This window comes from Peptoniphilus harei (assembly GCF_016726485.1).
In the GTDB taxonomy this organism is placed as follows: Bacteria; Bacillota; Clostridia; order Tissierellales; family Peptoniphilaceae; genus Peptoniphilus_A; species Peptoniphilus_A harei.
Window position 1 is genome coordinate 1,903,368 of sequence record NZ_CP068103.1, and the last position, 26,199, is coordinate 1,929,566.

16 protein-coding genes are annotated in these 26,199 nt (G+C 26.8%); 2 read left to right on the forward strand and 14 right to left on the reverse strand.

Features of this window, described 5'->3' with window-relative positions; genetic code table 11:
* Nucleotides 1–11 precede the first annotated feature (11 nt).
* From I6I93_RS09005 to I6I93_RS09070, 14 genes are all read right to left on the reverse strand, one after another.
* On the reverse strand, nt 12–479 hold the full coding sequence (locus I6I93_RS09005; protein WP_112889223.1) for a methyltransferase domain-containing protein: 468 nt from the start codon (nt 477–479) through the stop codon (nt 12–14).
* Nucleotides 412–2,184, reverse strand: coding sequence for a hypothetical protein (locus tag I6I93_RS09010; protein WP_112890259.1), 1,773 nt, complete (start codon nt 2,182–2,184; stop codon nt 412–414). Before I6I93_RS09010 ends, I6I93_RS09005 begins: the two co-directional genes overlap by 68 nt.
* 69 nt (nt 2,185–2,253) lie before the next feature.
* Nucleotides 2,254–3,417 (reverse strand): thioesterase domain-containing protein, encoded by a 1,164-nt coding sequence (locus tag I6I93_RS09015; RefSeq protein ID WP_201621237.1) that lies wholly within the window; start codon nt 3,415–3,417, stop codon nt 2,254–2,256.
* Nucleotides 3,414–7,625, reverse strand: coding sequence for an AMP-binding protein (locus I6I93_RS09020; RefSeq protein WP_201621238.1), 4,212 nt, complete (start codon nt 7,623–7,625; stop codon nt 3,414–3,416). The genes I6I93_RS09015 and I6I93_RS09020 overlap by 4 nt, the downstream gene beginning before the upstream one ends.
* A gap of 19 nt (nt 7,626–7,644) precedes the next feature.
* Nucleotides 7,645–8,694 (reverse strand): Gfo/Idh/MocA family oxidoreductase, encoded by a 1,050-nt coding sequence (locus tag I6I93_RS09025; protein WP_036762259.1) that lies wholly within the window; start codon nt 8,692–8,694, stop codon nt 7,645–7,647.
* 1 nt (nt 8,695) lies between these two features.
* Nucleotides 8,696–9,769, reverse strand: coding sequence for a saccharopine dehydrogenase family protein (locus tag I6I93_RS09030; protein ID WP_036762256.1), 1,074 nt, complete (start codon nt 9,767–9,769; stop codon nt 8,696–8,698).
* Nucleotides 9,766–11,142, reverse strand: coding sequence for a phosphopantetheine-binding protein (locus I6I93_RS09035; RefSeq protein ID WP_036762254.1), 1,377 nt, complete (start codon nt 11,140–11,142; stop codon nt 9,766–9,768). Before I6I93_RS09035 ends, I6I93_RS09030 begins: the two co-directional genes overlap by 4 nt.
* Nucleotides 11,143–11,166: 24 nt before the next feature.
* The gene (locus tag I6I93_RS09040; protein ID WP_036762252.1) at nt 11,167–12,624 is read right to left on the reverse strand and encodes a condensation domain-containing protein; all 1,458 of its coding nucleotides are present in this window, start codon (nt 12,622–12,624) and stop codon (nt 11,167–11,169) included.
* The gene (locus tag I6I93_RS09045) at nt 12,621–13,685 is read right to left on the reverse strand and encodes a Gfo/Idh/MocA family oxidoreductase (RefSeq protein ID WP_094210132.1); all 1,065 of its coding nucleotides are present in this window, start codon (nt 13,683–13,685) and stop codon (nt 12,621–12,623) included. The genes I6I93_RS09040 and I6I93_RS09045 overlap by 4 nt, the downstream gene beginning before the upstream one ends.
* A gap of 22 nt (nt 13,686–13,707) precedes the next feature.
* A complete protein-coding gene (locus I6I93_RS09050) occupies nt 13,708–19,881 on the reverse strand; it encodes a non-ribosomal peptide synthetase (RefSeq protein WP_201621239.1) in 6,174 nt (2,057 codons plus the stop codon).
* A 16-nt stretch (nt 19,882–19,897) separates the two neighbouring features.
* Nucleotides 19,898–21,487, reverse strand: coding sequence for an AMP-binding protein (locus tag I6I93_RS09055; protein ID WP_036764337.1), 1,590 nt, complete (start codon nt 21,485–21,487; stop codon nt 19,898–19,900).
* 18 nt (nt 21,488–21,505) lie between these two features.
* A complete protein-coding gene (locus tag I6I93_RS09060) occupies nt 21,506–22,180 on the reverse strand; it encodes a 4'-phosphopantetheinyl transferase family protein (RefSeq protein ID WP_036764335.1) in 675 nt (224 codons plus the stop codon).
* Nucleotides 22,158–22,916, reverse strand: coding sequence for a thioesterase II family protein (locus I6I93_RS09065; RefSeq protein WP_036764333.1), 759 nt, complete (start codon nt 22,914–22,916; stop codon nt 22,158–22,160). The genes I6I93_RS09060 and I6I93_RS09065 overlap by 23 nt, the downstream gene beginning before the upstream one ends.
* 156 nt (nt 22,917–23,072) lie before the next feature.
* A complete protein-coding gene (locus I6I93_RS09070; RefSeq protein WP_004838452.1) occupies nt 23,073–23,387 on the reverse strand; it encodes a metal-dependent transcriptional regulator in 315 nt (104 codons plus the stop codon).
* 598 nt (nt 23,388–23,985) lie between these two features.
* Between I6I93_RS09070 and I6I93_RS09075 the strand changes: the two genes are divergently transcribed.
* On the forward strand, nt 23,986–24,354 hold the full coding sequence (locus I6I93_RS09075) for a plasmid mobilization protein (RefSeq protein WP_033647464.1): 369 nt from the start codon (nt 23,986–23,988) through the stop codon (nt 24,352–24,354).
* A complete protein-coding gene (locus I6I93_RS09080; protein WP_035111980.1) occupies nt 24,354–25,721 on the forward strand; it encodes a relaxase/mobilization nuclease domain-containing protein in 1,368 nt (455 codons plus the stop codon). The genes I6I93_RS09075 and I6I93_RS09080 overlap by 1 nt, the downstream gene beginning before the upstream one ends.
* Nucleotides 25,722–26,199 lie beyond the last annotated feature (478 nt).

The following is a 26,199-nucleotide window of genomic DNA, read 5'->3' on the forward strand; positions in this document are numbered from 1 at the left end:
ATCTCCTTTTTTTATATTTTAACAACAAATAATTGTTGCCCAAATTCATACAAGGCGTGTGTATTTTTAGGATAAGTAAGAATTTGTTTTTTATCAAATGTATCCTTTAATAAATCAAGCCATTCTAATCTATTTAAAAATGTTCTATTTTTCTCTAGCCTAATATCTGTTGGTTTTGTCATCATAAAAACTTGTGAAACAAGCATTTCAGGAGGTTCCTTAACTGGTTCTGCAATTAATATAAGACTATCTTTTTTTACAGTATTATATATCTCTCTCAATACTGTATTTAATTTTCCAGAATTATTTAATACACCTACAGCTATCACTATATCAAAAGTTTCCTTTCCTAACTTTTCCAAATCTTTATCTATATCAATCTTTTCATATTCAATGTTACTAACTACATTTTCATATTTGCTTTTTGCACACTGGATAAAAAAAATTCGATATATCTGTATATTTATATAATACTTCATCAATCAAATTTTCATCTATTAATCTTTTTAATACACTATCTGTAGTAGCTCCTATTCCAGCTCCTATTTCTAAAATTTTTATCTTATTAATTCCACTAGAATATTTTTTTACATAATCAGATATAGTTATTGCTACTAAGTCATTAATATATCTATATACCATGTTGTTCTTATATAATGCCTTTGCATATTTCAGGTCTCCCTCAGGAAATAATATAGAATTACATTTTTTCTTTCCATCAAATAATTCTTGTAAATATTTTATATTTTGATTTATATAATCTATAGACAACGGATCTCCTAATTTCCAATCCCATAAGTTCTTTGCATCTTCATAATATCTATCAATATTATTTTTATTCACGACTTTACGCAAATAACAATTATTATTTTCTAGATGTATAAATTCATTTTCGAATAATATATTTAACCATCTTAATATAATATTTTTATTTCTACTATTAAAGTTTTTTTCAATAATCTCATTTATATTATATTTGCGATTACAATCAATAAAAACACCATTATTTTGAAAAAACAATATCATGGACAAATATATATACATATTTATCGATTCTAAAAATTTATTTACATGAACATGATCTATAAATGAGTACCTTCTTTCAACATCTTGTATAGAATGAATATTCATTAAATTAGGTGTTTCATACAACCACTCATTTTTTTCTAAATTTGAGGATAAACATGAGTTTTGTTTTATTGTAAGGTCATCTTTTAAATCAAACTTTCTTACTAAATATTCAAATTCATCAAATAATTGAACATCTTTAATAATCTCGTGTACCTTTGGCAAATATTTTCTTCCATCATTCTTCATATTATTTAAAAAAGTGATCTGTTTTTTTACCAAAAGTAATAATTCATCATTTAAATCTGTTTTATTTTCGACTGTAAAAGATGTTTTTAAATTTAGTAGTTGTTCTGCATTGTATAAATTTATATTTATGTTATCTTTATCAAAAAATAAATTTCTTCTATTTTTCCAGATAATTATATTTTTAAAAATTTCTAAAATCAAACTACCATCTTCAAATACAAACTCCAATTTATTTTCATAGTATTTGCATCTGTTATTAATATTTATAGGATCATATACTTTAAAGCAAAATGTTATTTCCGATATTTTCCCACTAATAGTAATAAATTCATCATGACTAAATGTTTTTATATCAAAACAAAAATTCTCATTAAGGCTTGACTTAATAATTTTAAAAATAGAAAATAACATATCTTTAGATATAAACGAATCAATATATATTATTTTTTGTTCTTGCATTATTTGTTTCGCTTTTCTTATAAACATTTTTGAAATTTCTGTTTCTTCATATAAATTTCTAATAAGATAGTAACAGTTTTTACTTTTTATTTCCTTTAAATATTTTATTGTATCTTTTTTACTTTTAGGAATTTCTTCAATTACGTTTATTCCTCTATTTAATAGATAGCGAACAATATCTACATCTCTATTAATTTCAGAATTAAATGGAACATATGCAAGTTTAGTATTATTAGGGATATTTTTTATATTTGTAAAAAGTGGCAAATTATTAAAATATGCATCTCTAATTGTTGTCTTAGAATTAACTTCAAAAATTCCTGATATTTCAATTATATCTTTTAATTTAAATAAAGATTCTACAATAAAATTTCCTGATACTTTTCCACAAATAATTGTTTCTATCATTTTTTCACCCCCCCCACAAAACGATATACTTTCTTTTTTAAATATTTATTATAATATATACTTTATTCTCTATATTTCGCTCGACATATTTTCATTTAACATATTTGCTAAAACTTTTGAGTTTGACTTTCCTTGTACTGAACTATAATGATTGCCTGGTATATAAAATTTTCTAATATCGCCAATAATTATATTCTTCCAATTTTCAGCTAGGATATTAAAGTGCTTATATGCCCCAACATTATCTTTTGCTATATAGTAATCTATATCCCCAAAATATATTTCAGGCATAAATTTTTGAGCATTAAATGACTTTATGAAAATTTTATACATATCTAAAAAAGATTTTTTTGTAATTGAATTTCCCTTATTTTTTACTAAATTATAATATAATTCAAATCTTTTTTGTTGAGATAAAGAATTTAATTTTTTTACATAAAGTATATCTTCTTCGAATCGCATTTTACTCAATATATTATTAACCGTCATTGCATTCTCATAATTATTATCCATATTAGAAAATGCTATATCTAATATATTTGTTTCTTTAAATCCTATATCTGAAATTTCAATATTAAATGCTTGTAAGAAATTAAATTCCAATAATAATTCATCATAATTATAATTTAACAAGCTTCCACCTTCTATAACTGCTAAATTATCTACTAAAATTCCTGCTTCTAATAATCTCCTAGAAACTTCTATTGCAACTACCCCGCTAAAGCTATATCCTATTATTTGAACATTTGTTGGAGAAAATTTTTGTATTTCTTTATAATACTCATTTGCCAATTTTTCAACTAATTCATCTGAATTTATATCTAGATACTTACCTATATCTGATACACCCATCAATAATATATCTCCTTTATTTTGAGAACATAATTCCATTGCTAAATTTTTTAAATTTTCAAGATTTCCAAAAGCTCCATGTAATATAACTCTTAATCTTTTATCCTCGATGGCTGCACTATATTTTTTTGAGTATATAAATTCATCATTAGAAATATTATGCTCTGTACCGTTTCCGCCTTTCAATAACTCAGAAATCCTATAAAAAGTTGGTTCATCTATTAATTCTCTAAGTATAGATTCAAATGTGCTACTTGATTCAATGCTTTTTGTAATTTCAGCTGCTATTTGAGCTAAAATCAATGAATCAGCTCCACATTCATATAAATTCTTATTTAAATTTAATTCTTCTTCATCTAAAAATTTAGCACAAATATTCAATGCTTCTTTTGGTATAGATGTTTTTTTGAATCAAAATTAATAGATTCATTTTCTGCACATCTCAAATAATCCGTTTCATATGAAAAATTTTTCTTTATGTCAACTATACCATTTGAAGTCAATTTGAATTTTTCTAAAAAAGTTATTTTGTCAGGCATCAAATCAATAGGTAAACATATCTTAAGATTATTATATATTTTCTCTCTATTGATAAAAGAATAATCACTTTTAAACTGTTTTATAAACAAAACCATTCCTAATTTCTCTATAACAGATTCTTCTCTTGGTAAAGTAAAGATTTTTTCATTGTTTTCATATAATATATTTTTCCATTCTTCTATTGATAAGAAAAATTTGTTTTTCCTTAATGAATCTAATGGTTTTTCCATCATAAATACTTGAGATGCAATTATCCACGGTTCATTACGTATAGGCTCAGAAAATAGTAAGTATCCCTTAGGCGCACATATATTTCTTATATAATTTAAACTACTTACAACATCTTTAGCATTTTCTAAAACATAAGCGCCAATTATTATATCAAAATAATTGTATTCTATTCCAATTTTTATAGGATCTTCATTAATGTCCAATTGATAGATCTTAACATTTTTATTATCTTCAAACTTCTTTTTAGCTTTAGATAAAAAATATTTCTTTCCATCTGTAAAATGATATTCATAATCTACACCATTTAATAAATCTATTATTTTTTCAGATGTTGCCCCAGTTCCGGCACCTATTTCTAAAATTCTTATTTTCCTATGATTATTATTTTTAATATACTCATTAATAAAATTACAGTAAAAATTATTAATAACAATAGAATTTATACTTGTATTATACATTGCATCAGTGTAAATATCAGAACCCTCAGGATATAATATATTTACTGGATCAATCTTCCCATTTAAAATTTCTACTAAATTATCCGTGCTGTCTTTGACATACTTTAAGTACTTCAAACTATTATCATTTTTAACATCCCATTTTAAAAAAACTTTTGTCCATAAATTAGCAATATCATCATATGTCAAAATAGACTGAATTTTATAATCTCCATTTTCAGCATATATTATATTTTTTTCTATCAATTGATATAACCATCTGTCAATTATCCAATTATATTTATTATCATTTAATTTCCTTTTTCTTTTATATAAGTCAGAATTTGGTTCTTTTTTTAATATGTCTGTATCTATCATTGCATTTAGTATAGCATTTAAACATATTTTATCTCTTATATCGCATAATTCCCTATATTTGTTACTAAATAAGTATTCCTTATTTTTAATATCTATACCCTCATTATTATTAAATAAAGTTTCATAATGCGAATCTAATTTATCATCTCTGTCTTCTCTAGCAATTGTTACTACTGATTCAATAGGAAATTCTTTTTTATTTTCATTTACCATTACAATAGCATTTGAAATTACTTTTTGCTTAATTAAAGCATTTTTTATCTCCTCAAGGTCTATTCTATTGCCTCTTATTTTTACCTGAGTATCTTCCGTACCTAAAAATTCTATTTCTCCACTTGATAAATAGCGACCCAAATCTCCAGTAGAATAAAGTCTGATCTGCTTTAGAGGATGAATAAAGAACTTTTCTTCTGTTAATTTTTTATCTCCTAAATACCCTTCCGCCAAGCCTCTACCAGCTATATATAAATTACCTTCGCAATAAACTGGACAATCTTCAAAATTTTTATCTAATACATAAATTTGTTGATTAGTGAGCGGTTTCCCATACGGAATGCTTTTCCATCCCTTTTTAATACCTTTATATTCATGATAGTTAGACCATATAGAGGCTTCTGTAGCACCTCCCAATACTATTATTTTAGATTCTACAAAAGTTTTTTGCACCGCATTAGGCATATTTAAAGGAATCCAATCTCTTGATAGCAATATTAGTTTAATAAAATTTTGTTTTTTTGATAAATTTTCTAAATAATTTAAATATGGTTTCATTAATTCTGGTACCATATTTAATATAGACACAGAATTTTCTTCAATCAATTTATCCCAATGAGCAGGATTTAAATACTCACTTTCATCAGGATATACAATAGTTCCTCCAACTGATAGCATTCCAAAAATATCATAAACAGATAAGTCAAAATCTAATTTTGATATTCTTAATATGCAATCTCTCTCAGATATTTCAAATTTTTGATTTATATCATATATAGTATTAAATACTGCGCCATGATTTATTACAGCACCTTTTGGATTTTCAGTAGTCTCTGACGTAAACATGATATAAGCTGCATCAGTCGAATCGATATGTTCTATATTAAACATATTTATCAAATCTAACCTATAATTTACATCATCAATGTTCACAAAATTTCTTTGTCTACTATCATAACAACTGACATTTGTCAAAATAACTTTACAATTACATTGTTTTAAAATATTCTCTAATCTTTTTTCTTCTATATTAAAATCTACCGGAACATATATAGCTCCTACCATAAGTATTCCAAGAATAGTATAAACTTGACTTTTATTATGTGGTAGTTTTACAATTATATGCTCACCTTTTTTTACATTTTTTTCTTTCAATGCTAAAGCTATAGATACAGACTTATTATATAATTCTTTATAAGAAATTGAACCTCTAGAGTCTATAACAGCCGCCTTATCTGGATAAGATTTTACTTTTTCTATAAAATCTTCTAATAATGTCTTATTATTAATTTTTTTATTTGTAGCATTAACTTTTTCTCTAATTTCACGTTGCCACTTAGGTAGATTAATTTCAAGACGTTTCTCCCAAAATTCTTTATTGTTCGATAAATTTATTAAAATCTTCTTAAACTCACTAAACATATCCTCCAACATATCATCTTCAAATATTCCTTCACGAACATCCCAATTAATCTGTAAACCTAATTCAGTATCCATAGCTTGACAATCAATAAATACTTGCGGTGTTTGAGATATTCCATACACATATCTTCCTATCAACCTCTTTTTAATTAACCCTATTGCACTTGTAAATACATACGGTGCTAAAAATTCTTTGGAGTTATGCAGTTTAGCAATATCTCTTAATATATTAACTCCAGGATATGCACTATTATCTATTGAGCTGAATAATTCTTTATTAACTTCTCTTGCTAACTCTGAAAAAGATTCTTTTATGTTTTTTATCGAAATTACCGATGTATTTGTAAAATCTCCTACTAAATATTCTATATTTTCCCCTAAATTTTTCTTGTTAAATAAAGTTAAATTTATAAGAAATTCTTTTTCTGTACTCCATTTTTTTAGTACTTCACTATATACAGTCAATACTGACGCTGTCGGTGTTAAAGCATGGTTTTGAGCTAAAATTTTAAATTTATCCCACATATCCTTATCTAATGTTAAAGACAATCTTTTAAACTTACAAACATCCGTTTCTTTTAGCGTTTTTAAAGGTATTACTGGAGATGTCTTTAATTTTCTAGTCTTTTGACTCCAATATGCTTTCGCCTTCTTGTATTCCGAGTTTTCTTTTGTCTTTTCTTCACTTATTATATAATTCCTAAATGATATCTTAGATTGTCTATCATTCTCTATTCCTTTAAAATACTTCATCTCAAACTCTAATAGAAGTTGCCATATACTTGACCAATCACATATCATAAAATCCATCGAAAAGTGTAAAATTGATTTTTCTCCATAATTTGATACTCCAATATCAAACATTGGCCATTTTTCTAATTGATAAACTTTATCCTCTAACTGTTCTCTAATAGATATCCTATCTCCTGTAACAACCTCATATTCTGGAACTTTTTGTAGTATTTTTTGATAACCTTCTTTAAATATAACTGCCCTCAGCATTTCATGTTTATTTATCAAGTAATTCCATGTATCTTGTACTTTTGAAACGTCTAAATTATCATATAAAAATTCTTGATAAATGTGACAAGATACATTTCCATATGAATGTAAGTCATCTCTTCCATAAAGATATGATTTCTGAACTGGAGATAATGGAAATGGTGCATAATCATCTTTAACATCATATTTATTCTCAAGTTTTTTAATGTATTCTTTAAGTCCATCTTTATTTAATTTTAATTCCATTAAAATATCTTCATCTAACTGACCATTTATGGATTTATATTTTAACTTTTCACCATCAACATACAACTCAATACCTTGCTTAGAATATTTTTCAATTATTTCTTTATAACCGTTCTCCATTATTTACCTCCTTATTAAATTATTCATCAAAAATTTTTATATCACTCAGCAAAAGCAGCTTCTCTTTACTAGTCTCCATAAACTTTGCATATCCCGCTTTTTTCTGCAAAATTTCCCATTTTTTAGATGTTGATAGTTCCCTGTTTACTCGACGAATATCAAGTTTGCCTGAATTCATATATTTCTTCATTTTAATCAATTCTGCTGTTATTGAATCAATCCAGTATGTTTGAAAAAATTTTGAAGTACTCGTTTCTTTTAAAGAATTCAAAACCTTGTAGATTGACTCTTTACCTATATTTAAATCGTCTTTAGCTCCTTTTAAATATGTTCTTGGACGCCAAGCAACATCTCCATACGCATCATTTAGCGATAATACTCCATCTTCATAATAAAGTTTAAAACTATACATTAATTGCATATTGTAATCAGGTGTTTTGGGATTTAATTGATTATTGAATTCTATTAAAATAGGTAATTTCCCTATATTTCCATATAATATATCAAATGGGCCTAATCCCTTTATTATATTATTATCCAACTCCAAATCACCTAAAATTCCAGAAATAGCTAATAAATCCAAAGCTACATATGATAATTGTGTAGAAAAAGAAACGCTTATATATTCTAACTTAGAATATATATTTAATTTTTTTGCATACACTGCAAAGCTCTGCATATTTGATAAATTTGAATATAGATTTGCAGTCAAGTAAATAAGGTTTTTCTCTCTTGCTAGCTTATAACATTTATATAAATGTTCTTGATAAACAGGTTGCTCTTGAATTACGTTTATTCCTTTATTTAGTAAATCTATGCACAATTCTGTTCCATCCCCACCTGTTCCCTCACTTCTAACAATAACGCAAGCTAAATCTATATCTGATGGCAATTCTTCAACATTAAAATACAGTGGTACATTATATTTCTTTGAAAGTGTCTTTGACCTTTCACTTCCTCTTCCGATAATACCTGCAATTTGAAAATCTGATTCGGCACTCTTTAATGCTTTTAAATAAAATTCTCCAAAATTCGTGCCACAAACTATGGCTTTCAATCTTTTTTTCATTTTATATTTCTCCTTCAAAGATATTATTCAATTTCAAATTTGTTCCTTTCATCAATTTGTAATAAAATGTTGTATCCATTTCCATCATCTTATCAAGTAAACTATTTAATAAAGGAAACTCACTCATATCTTTGATTTCAGTTTTATTACCATGTTCTAGAGCTAAAATAGAAACAGCTGCTACTGTTAGAGCCGTTAATCTAGTTGGTGAAATGCTTTTTAAAATCATATTAGCATCTATAGTATTTTTATTTTTTATTCCTGTTGCCTCTAAGATAAATCCGCCAAATTCTTTTTTTTCAATATTATCCAAATTGGATAAATCCACTAATTTTTGTGCCATTACATTTATATTTTCAATGTTATCAGAACGAATATTCTTTAAAAAATTGCAAACATATCCGTTCTTTATGCACATATAGAATATGGCATTTTCCACACCTATTTGCCTACAAACTTTAAGAGTTCTTTTATCAATATACGGAAATGGCACCCATCTTTCGCTGCTTATTGGCAATGTTATTGTTTTATCTCCTGCCAAATAGGGTTCTATCTTTCCTGAATTTAAGATTGATCTTGCATAAAAACCATCTTCACTTAAATATCTCAAGTATTCTTTGGCTGCATTATAAGTAAATTCCCCATTAGAGGCGTAATACATTTGAAAACTAAGGGTTTTATCAAAAACTCTAGAAATAATAACTGGCAATGCTTCTATTAATCCTGGCGATGAACCAACTCCATGATATATTGTTCCTCCTTCAAAAACAGATTTCTCATAGAAATTATAATAACTTAAGTCAATGAGAATACATTTGTTTTTATTAACTGTATCTATTAAATTAAATATTGATGAATCTGAATACCCTGAACAGTTTATAATACAGTCACATCCATCAACAAACTCAATACAAGTATTTATATCATCCAAATCTATAAATGCAAAAGTATTCTTACTCTTATAAACTTTTTCTTTTCTTCTATATCCCAACTTTATATCTTTGATTCCATAACCATTCAAAATTTTAGTACATTCTGAACCAATATCTCCAGTAGCTCCAATTATTCCTATCATATTTCACCTTCTACTACCTCCATACCTAACTGTTTTGAATTTATCAAATTTAACATTTTTTCAAATTCAGGATTTGAAAAAATTTCATTTAATGTGAGTTTGCATTTTAATCTTCTTTCTATCTCAACTAGAAGCTTTGTTGCAGATAAGCTATTTCCTCCAAGCTTAAAATAATTAGAATTTCTATCTACATCATCTATATCCAAATTTTGCATCCATATTATTTTTAAGATTTCTTCTAAATTTTCATTATAATTTTTTAATTGTTCTTTTATTGTTGTTTTATCAGAGACATCCACATTAAAAGAGTCCAATGACAGCAAAACAATCTTCTTATCGAAATCTAACCCAATTTCATTTTCTAAGTTATTTATCAACTCAATATGATCTGTATAGTTTTCTGATTCGAGATAATAAGCAATATTATTTTCTATCAAAAACATAGTATTTTTAAAAAAATATTTTTTGGCTATTTTCTTAATGTAATCAACTTTATAAAAAAACTGCGTACGTTTTTCAGTTTCTACATCAAGATTTTTTTCTTGAAAAAATATGGCTGTAAGTACAGATATTGGATCCATTTTACCAAAATCAATTACATGAATTTTTCCGTTTCTTTTTAACATTAGTTTTGAGGTTTTGAAAAAAGATTCAACGTCTTCAATTTGATGTAAAAAATTAACAGAAATAATGTGATCAAATCTACTTAAGTAATTATCTTTCAAAAATTTCTTATCATTGCAATCATTTAATAAAATTACATTGTTTAAATCTTTAATTCTGCTGACTAAGTTATCTTTTATTATGCAATCTACATCATTAACAATGCCTATTGTTAACCTTTTAATATCTTTACTTTCATTATTGATGTTTTTAATTAATTTATCTAATAAGCTCTCAGTAAACTCACTTCTAATGCCTAGTTTTGCTGGGGATATTTCATTATCTAAAAGCAAAAGCTCTTTTTTATTATTATTCTCAAGTATATCTACAAATAAATTCTTTTTTAGTTGTAGTTTTCTATATAAAGAATCCTCTGCGATTTTTACTTCATTCATCTCATCTGCTTTAAAATCTTTCACATATTTCAACCAGTATTTAATTATATTTTCATTCTTGTTGTCTATTTTTATTTTTTTAACATTAATTTCAGTTAATAAATCTAATAAAAATTTTTGGACAAAATACTTTCTCTTTTTTACTTCATTGTCTGTATTAATATTATCAATATAATTTATCTTAAATTCCGATTTATCTTCCTCTAATTCTGGTTCAACCAGGAGCGTTTTAACATTTTCTTGTGAGATTATTGTTTTATATTTACCACTATAAATTCTTTTTTGATACTCAATATTAAACTTTTTTCTTTTCATATTATTCCCTCCATAGTTGATTTATCAAAAATTAGAGCATATTTCATTTGAAACATCAATATACTTACCTACCATCCAAATAATATCCTCTTCATATAATAACTCATCTATATAATCAAAAGTAATCACAATACTATCATCAATCATTCTTATATGATGATCTAGATAAACTTGAGGTGTTTGACTTAATGAACATATTTCATGAAATCCATTTTTACAATTGCTATAACTCTCTCCAATCATGCAAGTAACTACTATTGGAAACAATTTATTTATTCCATTCTCTTGCCTAGCTTTATTTATAACATTAATCCCATCAAAACATCTATATTCTAATAACTTAAATATTTGTTTTTGGGTTTTTTTGATGGACTCTAATATAGATTTATATTCATCTTTATAGCTAATTAATCCTATATTTGTAAATTCTCCCAACAATTCATCTGCATTTTTAACTACTGGTAATTTCCCAAATAATGTTGTTGTTATTGTTAATTCGTCAGTCTCAATTAAGTCAGACAATACTTTCATATAAATAGTGATTAAAATAGCAGACAACGTTACACCTCTTAGTTTTGAATAATGTATTAAATTGTCAGTTTGTTCTTTACTAAAACGATATTCTTTTCTTTTAAAATTGTATTCTTCTAAGTCATTAATCGGCATTTTTGTTCTTAAATTCGGTGCTTTTGGTAGTGTTTTTATCATTTTATTCCAATATTTTTCAGCCTCATCTAAAAGTCTCTTATTAAATGCAAGTTCCTTATATATTCTTAAATTCATTACATAATCTTTATAAGATACATCGGAAAAACTTATTTTTTCTCCTTCGTATAACGCAAAAAGCTTATATATCATATTACCTGCACTCCACGCATCTAATATAGAACAATCAAAACTTATGTGGAGTACATCATTTTTATTCTCGCCATTAATTTTCTTTCCAACTACGAATTTAAACATAGGCCATGTTTCGATATTATACTTCATATGCGATAAAATCTTTCGCATTTTATACCTATCCTCTTTAGAATTATATTGATATTTAAAAACTTTATATTCAGGAACTTTTTCCAGAATAATCCCTCTACCATCCGATAATAAAATCAATCTTAAAATATCATTTTTTCTAATCATCAAATTAATGTTTTTTTCAAGATTAGCAATATTTAAATTTTGCTTTTCAAATTCAATATAATAATGAGCATTAACTTTATTTAAAAATTCCCCATCTACTTGTCCAGCCATATATGCCAACTGAAGTGAACTCAATTCCAAAGTGTTTTCTTGTGCTTTTGATAAATATCTGAGTAAATCCTCTTTGTTAACTTTAATTTCGTTGATTACCTCTTCATTGTATAATTCTTTTTTGATTCTATATTTTAATTTTTTATCTTCCACAAACAAAAACATTCCCTGTTTTCTCAGCTCATTTACATAATCAAATAAATCTAAGTCTGTACTATCATTTTTTAGTTTCATTTTTTCATCCCTAAATTTTTTAAAGCTTGTAAATGGTTAAGATGTTCTTCACCAAATTTAACATTTTTAGGAAACCCTATTTCTTTCATTATTTCTCCCCATTTTTTCGAAACTATTATTTCCTTTTGCGTTCTTGTAATATTATTTTTTCTTTGTTTAACATTTTCAATAAATTTTTCAATTTCTTTCCTTATGGCATTCGGAAAAACATCATAAAGTATAGTTTCATATGTCAAGTTACTGTAATTTGCCAAGCTAAATTTTATTGGCTTATTTAAATAATTAACATCAATTTGTTTTGAATCTAACACAATATTATCAGATATATTCATTCTATCCCTCCATATTACAGATCCAAAGGTATCTTCAAGATCTAATCTTCCACTTTTATAAAAAAAAGTAATTTTATGAAGAAGATGCATATGGTTATTCCCATCCACATCAGAAACCTCATTATGAATTTGTAAGTTTACATCCAATTGCCCATTTGACAAAACAACACGATTAAAAGGGTATCTTTTCTCTGTTAACGTTGGAATTATATTAAAACTTCTAAGAAGAGGTAATGCTTCGTTCAGAATACCTATCAAAGAATAAAGAAGTTGCGAAGATGTCATGATATCTACATGTTCAAGAACATCTTCTTTATTTAAATATTTTGCAGCTTCAATAAATTTTTCAATAGTTTCCAATGAATTATATAAATTCCCTACTATATAACATGAGTTGAATTCATGAGCCAACTTTAAGCAGTTCTCTATCTCCCTATAATGAATTGGATGTTCCTGTATCACATGAATTCCTTTTTTTAAGAGACTCTCTGACAATTCAGTTCCCTTACCTCCCAATACAGAAGATTTAATTATAACAAATGCAATATCTATATTTCCTGGAATAGAATCTACATCAACATATAGTGGAACATTATGTTCTTCTGCACACCTCTTAGAACGACTACTTCCAAAAGCTAATATACCTACCAATTCAATATTATTTATTTTTTTTATCGCATTTATATAGGATTGACCAAAAGTTGTTCCACAAACTATCGCTTTCATCATAATGTTCCTCTCTCCAAATACATCATTTCAAAAAATCCATCAACTTTATTACCAAATTTTCAATATATGGAGTTTCCATAAATTCCCCTAATTCTAAATGAAAACCATATCGTTCCATTAATGTATTAGATAGTTGTATCATATTTAAAGAATTCCCTCCTAGTTTAAAGAAGTTATCTTCTTTTTTTATTTCTTCAATTTTTAAAATTTCTTTCCAAATTTCTGATATAGAATAAAGTAGCTCAGTGTTCAATTTATCTTCTGTTTTCTTGTTTGATTTATGAATATCTTCATCAGGTTCATTATTTTGATAAACTGATAAGTCTTCTCTAATACATACATTATTTTCAGTATCTTTATTTTCCTTATAATTAATTTTAGTGGAAAACGCATTGGTATTATTTATTATAGTATCCAATAAGTTTCCATAAGACTCAAACATCCTATCTAGCAACTGTGCCGTAAATATTTCATCAATGGAATCCCAAATTATTTTTAATTTGCCGTCCATTTCCATAACTTGATGATCAAGCCAAACTTGTGGTGTTTGAGAAATACTATATACAAGTTCTCCTAGCCAAGCATCTTTCCTGCCTTCAGACAAACCTAATCCACTTGTAAATACTATAGGCATTAAAGAATATCTATTGTTAGAGTGTTTATTTCTTAATTCTCTTCCAAATTCTACAGCACTATATGAATTGTGTTTTGTATCTTCTAATAATTGTTTTTGCAACATTTTGGATTTTTCTAGCAATGAATCGCTAGTACAATTTTTTACTTCAAGAAATGTTAGGTTAGTAAAATCTCCTATGATTTTATTTATATCCGGATGAATTTGTTCCTTGTTAAACTGTGTAATATTTAATACAAATTCATCATTTAATGAATATTTCCTAATTATTTCAGAAAATAATGTTATTAATAAAATTGTCAATGTTATGTTATTTTCTCTTGCGATTCCTTTTAATTTATTCAATCCATAAGAATCAATGATTTTTTCTCTTCTATTAAAAGTTTGTTCTTCTATATCACTTTCTAACTTTGCTATTTCAAATTTAGGGGCTTCCAAAAATCCATTCAATCTATTCAGCCAATATTTTTTATCAACCTGATATTTAGATGTGTTTTTTACTTTTCTAATTTCTAAAACATAATCTCTAAATGAAACATCTGGTAATTCCTTATAAAAATTTTCTTCATTATATCTTAATTTCAATTCATCTAGAATGTAGAACATACTCCAACCGTCTAAAATAATATTATCTAAACTAATGTGGAGTCTGGATTTAATTTCATCTAAAATGCTAAGTTTGAAATTAAATATAGGCCATTTATCTATCTTTAATATTTCGTGAGACATAATATCTCTAGTCAATTTTAAAGCTTCCTCTTGTTCAACCTTATTAAGACATGATAAGTTATTAATATCTAACATAAATGGTGGAACTTTTTCCAATATCTGTTGTGTTCCATTGTTTAAAATTATCGCCCTTAACATAGAATGATACTTAATCATATCATTTATTATCTTTTGAAGTTTATTAGGCTCAATATTCAAACAATCTAATTCGAAGTAACAATGTGTTGCTACTGAACCTAAAGAATACATTTTGTTTCTTCCTATCCAATATGCAAATTGCACATCCGTTAATGGAAATGGCTCATTTATATTTTCAACATCAGGTATAATTTTTTGAAATGATAAATTTCTCTTTTTGTCAATTTTTTTAATATACTCTGAAAGTTCTCTCAAAACAGGATATTTGAAGATGTCTCCAATTGATATTTGTACACACAATTCTTTCTGTACTTCGGAAACAATTTTCGTCGCTGTAAGAGAATCTCCTCCTAATTGAAAATAATTAGAAGTCGATAATACATTCATATCATTTAAAATTTCTTTATAAATATTGACTAATTTCCTTGTAATTTCATCATACTTTTCTGTTTCATTTTTACCTTCAATACTTTTGCTATCATAACCAGAATCTTGATTATCATGTCCTTCTATCAATTTCCTTAATTCTTTTCTATCAATTTTACCATTTTTATTTAAAGGCATTTCTCCTACTATTACAAATTCAAATGGAATCATGTATTCAGGAAGCTTGTTCTTTAAAAATTTAATTAATTCATCTTGTTCAACATCTATTTTGTTATTTTTAAGAACATATATCATACTTCCCATTTTGTTAATTTCAGTCTCATTAGATAAATACTCAATTTTATATTTACAATTTTCACTTGCATTTTTAATGTTTTTAATATTTGGAATAATTTTTCCATTACGCTCTAACAAATCAAAATCAATAAAACCACGTTCTAATACAGATGCACTAATTTCTGGTAATAATAATTCATCATTTATTTCAGTTCCAATCACAACGCCCATAGGAGATAATATGGTTTTTATATTACGCAACATATCTGAAATATTATGAGAACGATGTAGCGAATTATATAATATGACAATATCAAATTTTTCCGTTTTAAAATTTTCCAAATACTTACTTGAAGAATTTATTTTTATAAACTCGAAACAAGTATATTTATTTTTTATGCCTTCAAACTCATTTGAAAAATATAGCGAAGTGTCGGTATAAACATATTTTTCGATTTTATCTTCAAAGTTTGTAATTATCTCTTCTGTTAATTCGCTATTTCTTCCACCTATTTCTAAAATCTTAAGCTTTTTATTTTTGCCATCAAATACCATCTTTATAATTTCAATAAGTTCATTTATATTTTCTCTATAATTTTTCAGTTTTTTCAAAAGTCTGGAAGGACTAAGTTTAGATTCAGAAGCATAAAACACATCAACAGCTTGTTTCTTACCCTGTATAATATCTACCACATTATTTTTGAAATTATCTAGGTTGACTGTTGTGTCTAATGCTATATCTATTTTTTTAAATAAATAAATACCATCTTCTAAACTTATCATACTATGCTCTTGCAATAATAATAGCCATCTTTTTACGAGCAATTCGTATCCTATATCTATTTCTCCAAATTTCATTATTTCATCAAAAGAATACCTTTTTCCTTGACTAATACCCAAATCCATGAAAATAGAAAATATCAAACCTAAAACCATATTATTTTCACTATTTAGATACTCATCATAATCAATGTATTCAGATTTCAGTTTATTTATTTTTTCATTACTACTTAATCTAGTTAATGCATGATCCTTACTCTCATTACTTTCAATAAATGCGACCAATTGATTATTAGTGCCTATCTTAATAACATCAACAACAGCTTTATTAATTTTAGGATTTCCAATTAAAGCATCTTCAATTTCTCCAAGTTCTATTCGATGCCCTTTAACTTTTACCTGATTATCAAGCCTTCCTAAAAATTCAATAGTTCCATCATTCCATGTTCTTCCAGCATCTCCAGTTCTATACCATTTAACTCCATCCGATTCTACAAATTTCTTTTCTGTTAATTCCTTATCTCCCCTATATCCCTTTGCAACACCAACCCCACCAATTAACAATTCTCCTTTAACATAGTTAGGACATATTCTTCCTAAACCATCAACTACTCTATAGACTTGATTCTTTAACGCTTTTCCATACGGAATAGAAATCCAATTTTCAGGTATTTCTTTTGAAATATTGATATAGTTTGACCATATGGATGCCTCCGTTGCTCCTCCCATTCCAACTACAAGAGAATTTTTGCTTCTGTTATAAAATCTTTTAGGTAATGTTGTTGCAATCCAGTCTCCAGAAAGAAAAACTAATCTCAATGGAATAGAAACATCTTTACCCTCTGCCATAGTTACTAGCATATCAAAAAGAATTGGCACCGAATTCCACATTGTTACTTCATATTTTTCAATAAGTTTTAACCAAAGTTCCGGATCTTTGAAATTATTATCATCTAAAGTAATGATGGTTCCTCCAGCCGATAATATTCCAAAAATATCATAAACTGATAAATCAAAATCAATTGCTGATACCATTATTACGCTATCATTGGCATTTACTTCATATCTTTCATTTAAGTCATTGATTGTATTAACAGCACTATTGTGTGCAATTTCCACACCTTTAGGAATTCCCGTCGTTCCTGATGTCATAATTACATAGGCTGTATCAAACGGACTAATATTGACAGGTTTTTCAATTATACTTTGAATAGTTGATTGATCTATATCAACAAATGTGATATCTGTATCATCTAAATTAAAATCCCTTATTGTATTTTTATTGGATAAGACATGTTTTATTCCTATCTGTTCATATATTTTCCTTCTTCTTTCGTTGGGTTGATTAATACCGATAGGAACATATGCTGCGCCGGCAAATAAAATTCCTAAAATACCAACTATTTGACTATATCCCCTTGGCAATGTTATTCCCACGTAGTCATTCTTTTTTACTCCAAAAGAAATTAAATTTGTTGCAATAATTAACGCCTTTTTGTATAAATCTCCATAAGTTAATTCAATACCGGATTGTGCATCCACAATAGCAACTTTTTCCGGGTTTACTTTAATCCTATCAAGAAATTCTGTATAGAGAGTTTGTTTAGGGTAACTCATAGGCAAAATATTTTTTAATTCTTTTTCTCTATCTTCAATCTGATTCAACGGAAGAATTTCAGGCAATCTATACCAATTTTCATTATCACTTAATGATTGTAATAAAGTGTATAAAGAGTCGAACATATCATCAATCATTCCATCTGGATATAATTCATCAACCACATCCCAGCATAATACAATCTCATCATCTACTAAATAAGTTTGAAAATCGAGCCAAACTTGTGGAGTTTGTGATACCATATAGTTTATTTTCCCGAATATTTTTCTTGTTTCCTGAGTCTCTAAAGGATAATCTATATTACAAGCAAACACCACAGGTGCAATATTGATAGTTTTTCCAACTTCTTTATAAACATCTCTTTGTACCTGCACTCCAGAGTATGAGCTGTGAGAGGCATTTTCTAAAAATGTGCCAGATATAGTTTTCACTCTATCTAAAAATTTTTCATTCTTTCTTTCACACTCAACTAATAGAAGATTAGTAAAATCTGCAACCATTCTTTTAACACTATTATCATTTACATCTCTATTGAATAATGGCACATTGATCACAAATTTTTCTTGATTTGTCCATCTTTCAATAATCATTGAATATGCTGATAACAGAACCATTGATGGGGTAACTTTATTTTTATATGCATTTTCTTTAATCTTAATCCAGTTTTCTTTGCTAATAATTTTCTTTCTTCTTGAAAAAACCACTTTTTCAATCATTTCCGGTTTTTTGTTAATGGGTAAGTTAGGTGCCTCTAAAGGAAAACTGGATTCAATTTTTTTCTTCCAGAATTCCTTATCTTTTTTGTATATTTCGTCATCTATTTTTCGTTCCTCCAGATAATTTTTAAAAGTATAATTGCTATCTATTGAAACTTTATCTTCTCCGCAGTACAGCTCTACAAGTCTACTCATTATAATGCCTATGCTCATTATATCTGCAACTAGAATATCAATATCTAAAAATATTCTATGTTTTTTATCCTTTAGTAACGCAATGCTAAGGCTAGCTACTTCTCCAACTTCTATATCAAATTTTCTATGAGACATTTCTTTTCTCATTTCCAATAGTTTTATGTCTGCATCTTCTTCAGATAGTGAAGTATAATTAAAAATTTTAACTTCTTTTGAGTATGGTTCTTCCATAATTTGCTGAGTACCATTACGGTTAAATTTTGCTCTAAGCATTGGATTTTCCATTTGTAAACAGTTCCAAGCAGCAGTTAATTTATCTGTTACAATCTCTTGTCCATCAATTTCTAAGTATGCGTGACACCCAACACCACCTAGAACCTGATCTTCTTCTCTCCCTACAAAATAAGCATACTGTACATCCGTTAAAGGGAACTCTTCCGAAATATTCTTTTCTCTTGATTCAGTCTTTTTATCAATATTTTTAATATTTGCTTTTTCAATAAGTCTAATCCAATCTTCAAGTGTAGGATTTTCCATTAGTTTTGCAAACGATAATTTTATCCCTAATTTTTTAAGCTCTGAAACTATTTGCATGATTTGGATAGAGCCTAAACCCTTTTCAATCAAATTGTCTTTTCCTGAAGGTTTAAATCCATCTAAGTTTGCTTGTAACACTTCATCAAGAAGTCGTACTGCCTGTTGTCTAGTTTGATATGTTTCCATATTGTAGCCTCCTTATCTATTTAATCATTAGTTGTTTTAATTTACTTTTATCTACCTTTCCAACGCTTGTTAATGGCCATTGATCAACATACTGTACTTCATCCGGTAACTTAAAAGAAGCAAGTCCTCTTTCTACCAAGTAATTCCTTATATCTCTAAGTGTAAGAACAGCACTTCCCTTCAAAATAAATACACCTATTTTTTCTCCAAGCGTCTCATCGGGTATGCCAACAATTTGCACTTCTCTAATATTCTTATTTGTAAGCAAAATATTTTCCAACTCAGAAGGAACTATTTTTTCTCCAGCACGATTTATCATCTCCAACACACGACCAACAATTTTATAATTGTCTCCATATAACTTAGCGGCTCTATCTCCTGTTCTTAAAAAACATTCTTCTGTAAACTGAGTATCATTTAGTTTTGATGAATCATAATATTCCAAAATAGTATATGGTCCCCTAACTATTAGCTCTCCAAAATCTCCATCAGGAACCTCTTTCCCGTTTTCATCAACAATACGAGCTTCGTCAAACTCACTTAACTTCTTCCCTTGAGTATGTAATCTGTCATAATCATCGTCCAAAACCCTAGAGCAAGTAATCAACGACTCACTCATGCCATACAATTGCAATAATTTACAATTAAATTCTTCCTGAATCTTTTTTGCTAAGTTAGAATCAAGAACAGATCCACCTATCTGTATATACTTCAAACTGCTGATATCAGCATCATCATTTTTAAGATATTCTATACACATATTAGCTAAAGTAGGTACCAATGCCATAATGCTAACTTCCTGTTCCTCAATCAAAGGTATTATTTCATCAGGACTGGATACTCTACAAGTAACCACCTTACCACCTTTTGACAATGTCCCAATCATTCCCGGACAACAAAGTGCAAATTTATGGCTCATAGGTAAAGCTGCCAAATACACTGTATCTTCATTCATATCTGTTGCATTTGCCAGTTCTTTTGCTAAATATATAAATTCACAATGCCTATTAGGTATTAGTTTCGGAAAGCCTGTTGTTCCTCCTGACAATAAAAATATAGCAGTTTCCTTATAATCTAACTCTTTGGCAAATTTATTTTTTCTATTTTGTCTTAAAGCACATAATTTCTCATATTTCTCTGTTTCGCCAATCAAATAAACTTGTATATCTTCTTTCGTATCTTCTATAATATTAGACACCATATCTTCATATGAAAATCCTAAGTACCTGTTAATTCCAATATATGCTTTTGCATTTGTTTTATTTAAAATTCCCTTAACTTCAGAATATCTATGACCCATCAAGATAATTACAGGAATCACTCCTATACTCATCATTGCAAATAAAATTATAATGAATTCTTTACTATTAGGAAGTTGAAATAATACTTTATCTCCCTTACAGAATCCTTGATTTAAAAGTCCATTAGCATAACAATCCACTTCATCTTTAAGTTGTCTATATGTCAATTCTTCATTTTCATCTACAACTGCTACTCTATCGGCGTATGTATTTGACCACATTTTCAAATGTTCGCCAACAGTTAGATGCTCCCAAACATCTTTATCATAAAAGTTGATTAATTGTCTCTTAATCTCTAAATTCATAATATTTGCCCTACTTTTTTAATAGCATAACGCAAAAACAAATTTTTCTTTTTCAAAAATCAAAATCTCCTTTTGAATATTATTTTCTTTATCTATAACTTTCATTACATTATTATTTTTATTAATAACATCAACTGTTTCCAAATTTTGAATTAAACCGACTCCTTTATATTTTAAATAAGCTTCTTTAGAAACCCAATATTTGTAAAAGTCTTTCAAACCTAATATTTTTTCATTGTTAATAAAAAAATTATTCTTAATTTCACTATAATCTATATTTCTTTCTATATTTTCAATATCAACTCCTATATCATTTCTTGAGAAGGCTACTATTGAAAATCCTGTGGTATGTGATATATTAAAATGTAAATTCAAATGATTTCTAATATATGGTTTATTATATTTACCGTAACGCCATCTAATCTCTTCGCATTTTAGTTTCTCAATTTTAGAAAATAGCAAGTTTACTATTGCTTTTGTTACAGCATAATTAATTCTGTCACTTTCTTTTCTATACTTCCACATAATTTCAATTTGATCTTTACTTAAATATGGAATACATTCACTTATAATTCCGTAACTATTTGTCTCTACAGCAACTACTGCTATACAATCATCATGTATAAATTGAACTACCTCATTAATGTCAAATTTTGTTAGTTCTGTAATTTTAATTATTTTTAACGTTTTCATTAATATAGCTTTTTATTTCCCTTATAACCATATCAGTAGATGTATTTACAAACATATGCTTGCCATCTATATATTTATAGACGAATTCTTTTGTTGTATAATCTTGCCATTTTTTAAGTTCTTCTAATTTCATTTCTTGATCTTTATCTCCCATAAGGCCAAGTATGGGACTTTCTAATTTTTCATGTTTTGTATCTTGATAGTCTTCGTCTATTACAAAATCTGCTCTAAGTGTCGGTAAAAAAATTGAAATCAATTCTTTATTATCTAATATCTCTTTCGGGGTTCCCTCATATCTTCTTAGCCCTTCTATAAAACCTTCGTCATCAAGGTAATAGATTGGGTTTGGTTCTTTATACACTGGAGCACGTCCACCTGAAATTATTATTCCTCTTGGATTTTCATATCTTGAATTTTTGATCTTTAAGGCTATTTCATAAACTATTTTTGTTCCCATACTATGTCCAAATAAATAGTAAGGTTTTCCAAAATCAAAATTTTCTTCCATATCATTGAATAATGTTTCAACTAAAATATTAATATCACTTATAGCTTTTTCAGAAAATCTATTTTCTCTTCCTGGATATTGAGCAACAAATATCCTTACATCTTCAAATTCATATTTCCAATTTCTAAATGCAGATACTCCACCTCCTGCAAACGGAAATATAACAAGACTAGCTTTAATATTGTTTTCGTCTAATTCTTTATTTAGCATTTCAAAATTTTTTGACATAAATTCACCTTTTAATATATTTTTTGTTAGCAATAGCTAACTTTTATTCATTATATACCATTTGATAACATTTATCAATGAGTTTTTGAACTTTTTTGTAAAATAATTAAAAAAAATAGCATAAAAAACTTATTTAAAAGTTATCTATGCTATTAATTATAAGGTTTCATTAAAATGTTTTTTTAATTTTTTAAACGTTTCATCTGATATAACGTGTTCTATAAGACAAGCTTCACTTTCTGCTTGTTTAGGATTAACTCCAAGTTTAATGAATACGCTAGTAAGATACATATGTTTTTTATACATCTTTTCACAAAATTTTTTTGATTCGTCTGTTAAACGAATTATTTTATCATCTCCATAAGTTATCCTGCCTTTATTGTCAAGTTTTTTTAGCATTCTTGTAACCGTCGGTCTTTTGTAATCCAAATAGTTAGCAATGTCTATATTTCTAACCTCTTCATTTTCCAAAGATAAAATATATATGGCTTCTAAATAATTTTCTTCAGCAAATTCCCTGTGTAAAATAAATTACTCCCCCTCTTAAATTGTTAGTAACTAATAATTTAATTAAATATCTTTAAATATGATAATTTAAAATATTTTTTAATATCATACATATTATTATAGTTGTAAAAGTATCTATTTCAAAGTAATTTTTTTAGTTTTTTAAAATTTAAGTTATCATAAAATAGTGTATTTTTATTAAACAAAAATAGCAAAAATAGCAAAAATAGCAAGCACAGTAAGTGCATATGCACTTACTAAAAATGAAATAAGAATACTACTATTATATCGCTTATTTTTTTTCCATTTTACTTGTTGGGGAATATCCCCAAACCCCTAAATTTATAATGATTAAATTCAGTACAAACTCTTATAATAGCCCCAACGCAAACTTGAATATTATCTCAAAAAGTGATAAAATATAAATACTAAAAAATTAAATCAGGAGATTTCCAGACGAAATATATAGAATAAATTAAACCTGTAAGTCAAGTTATCCTACTTGAATTTACAGGTTTTTCTTTTTTATTTCGATTAATAAATTTATTAAGGAGGTCAAATTATGACAAGTAGATTTAGAAATAACGGAATTTATTTAATGTTATCTGACGAGGAGTTAGAATTGCTAAATGAAAAACATAAAGCATCTAAGTGCAAAACTCTTAGGCAATTTATTATGAAATGTATTTTAGAAAAAGATATTTATGTATTAGATATGGATGTCTTTCGTGAAATGTCAACAAATATAAGTCGTACTTCAAATAATATAAATCAAATTGCTAAAAGGGTAAATACTACATCAATTATATATAAAGATGATGTAGAAGATTTAAAAAGCTTATTAGAAAATCAAGCAAAAGATATTTTCTCTATGCGTAAAAAAATATACTCTCTTACTAATTCTAATAGCATAAATACTGAGAAAGAATAATGGCAATTACTAAAATTCATCCTATAAAATCCACTTTAAAAGTAGCACTTGATTACATTATGAATAGTGATAAAACAGATGAAAAAATTCTAATTTCCTCCCTAAACTGTAACCCTATAACTGCTCATTTAGAATTTGAACAAACAAAAATAGAATGTAATTCTAAAGCAAAAGTTTTAGCAAGACATTTAATTCAAGCTTTTGCACCTGGAGAAACTACACCTGAAGAAGCACACAAAATTGGAATTGAATTATGTGAGAAGGTACTACAAGGAAAATATGAATACGTAATAACAACCCATGTAGATAAGGAGCATATTCATAACCATATTCTATTTAATAATGTTTCTTTTGATACAGGTAAAGCCTATCAAAGCAATAAAAAATCTTACCATCAAATTAGAAATTATAGTGATGACTTGTGTAGAAAATATAAGTTATCTGTTATAGATGAAGACTATATGAAGTTTAAAAATAAATATAAAACTAATGGGAAATCATATAAGGAATATATGGAATTTAAAAAAGGGACATCTTGGAAATATAGACTTCAAATATCTATTGATCATGCTATTCAAAAGTCTAATAGCTATGATAACTTTTTAAAAACTATGGAAGAATATGGATACGAAATCAAATTAGGCAAGTACTTATCTTTTCGTCATAAAGAACAAGGAGAAAAAGGACGATTTATTCGTGCTAAAGAAAATACTCTTGGAAAAGATTATACCAATGAAAAGATAAAGGAAAGAATCGAGAATAATATGAATAAAAAGTCAGTAAAAATTGATTTTGATTCTTCTACGAAAACATATAAAAAAGTCGACAATATAATAGACTTAAAAAATAATAAAAAGATACAATCTTCTGAAGCTTATGAAATATGGGCAAAGAAACACAATATGAATACTATGGCTGATACTTTAAATCAACTCAGAAAGTATGGGCTGACATCTAATATAGATCTAGAAAATAAACTTCAACAAGAAGCCATTAATAGGCAAAAAACTTTAAATGAAATTAAGAATATAGAAAAAGATTTGAACGAAATCTATACTGCAATTGAAGCTTTAAACACTTTACAAATAAATAAATCTATTTATGAAATCTATAAATCAAACTCTAAAGATAAAGAATTTTATACAGAATATAGAACTCAAATTATCACATACGAAAAGTCATTAACTACTTTAGACAAAAACAAGTATAAAAATTTAAGTATAAAAGAATTATCAAATATTTACGATGAATATAAAAGTAAAAAAGATATTCTTATGAAAGACTACTCTAATAAGAACACCTTGATTTACGAGCTTACTCAATTAAGAAAAAATACAGATAAGTATATTAATAATGAGTTAATATAAGTAATATATTTTTAAGATATTTAGAAAATAGGTTACGAAGTACTGTAACCATGACTTTCTCTCAATTGGTTCTGTAAAACCTGCTCTTCCCAATAGACTGTAAGCTGCTATTTTTCTTAATCAAAAAAATGCACTTTTATCACTAAATTCTGTGGTTCAAATATTTGTAACCTAATTTGGCACAATTAACCAATAAGGATAAATTTTAGATTATATCTTCAAAAATAAAATCAATTGTGATAGTATTTGACCCAATCCGCTTATTCTGCTTGTCCATTTACTTGAAGCATCCACCACTTCTAAATACAAACTTTTTTTATAAAACATGGTCATTTAAAAACATCATTTTGTTTTTTGTTACTTCTCTTAATTGTCTATTAAATAATTGTCTATTAAAGTTTTCCATTGCTATTATTTTTAAGTCTTTCATTTTGAAATGTTTAGATCTATGTTTTCACAGGACGATTTTACTATTTCT

Bases quoted from the DNA above. Each gene is read 5' to 3' on its own strand.
- I6I93_RS09005 (WP_112889223.1), bottom strand. From the start codon at position 479: ATGAAGTATTATATAAATATACAGATATATCGAATTTTTTTTATCCAG.
- I6I93_RS09010 (WP_112890259.1), bottom strand. From the start codon at position 2,184: ATGATAGAAACAATTATTTGTGGAAAAGTATCAGGAAATTTTATTGTA.
- I6I93_RS09020 (WP_201621238.1), bottom strand. From the start codon at position 7,625: ATGGAGAACGGTTATAAAGAAATAATTGAAAAATATTCTAAGCAAGGT.
- I6I93_RS09025 (WP_036762259.1), bottom strand. From the start codon at position 8,694: ATGAAAAAAAGATTGAAAGCCATAGTTTGTGGCACGAATTTTGGAGAA.
- I6I93_RS09030 (WP_036762256.1), bottom strand. From the start codon at position 9,769: ATGATAGGAATAATTGGAGCTACTGGAGATATTGGTTCAGAATGTACT.
- I6I93_RS09035 (WP_036762254.1), bottom strand. From the start codon at position 11,142: ATGAAAAGAAAAAAGTTTAATATTGAGTATCAAAAAAGAATTTATAGT.
- I6I93_RS09040 (WP_036762252.1), bottom strand. From the start codon at position 12,624: ATGAAACTAAAAAATGATAGTACAGACTTAGATTTATTTGATTATGTA.
- I6I93_RS09045 (WP_094210132.1), bottom strand. From the start codon at position 13,685: ATGATGAAAGCGATAGTTTGTGGAACAACTTTTGGTCAATCCTATATA.
- I6I93_RS09050 (WP_201621239.1), bottom strand. From the start codon at position 19,881: ATGGAAACATATCAAACTAGACAACAGGCAGTACGACTTCTTGATGAA.
- I6I93_RS09055 (WP_036764337.1), bottom strand. From the start codon at position 21,487: ATGAATTTAGAGATTAAGAGACAATTAATCAACTTTTATGATAAAGAT.
- I6I93_RS09060 (WP_036764335.1), bottom strand. From the start codon at position 22,180: ATGAAAACGTTAAAAATAATTAAAATTACAGAACTAACAAAATTTGAC.
- I6I93_RS09065 (WP_036764333.1), bottom strand. From the start codon at position 22,916: ATGTCAAAAAATTTTGAAATGCTAAATAAAGAATTAGACGAAAACAAT.
- I6I93_RS09075 (WP_033647464.1), top strand. From the start codon at position 23,986: ATGACAAGTAGATTTAGAAATAACGGAATTTATTTAATGTTATCTGAC.
- I6I93_RS09080 (WP_035111980.1), top strand. From the start codon at position 24,354: ATGGCAATTACTAAAATTCATCCTATAAAATCCACTTTAAAAGTAGCA.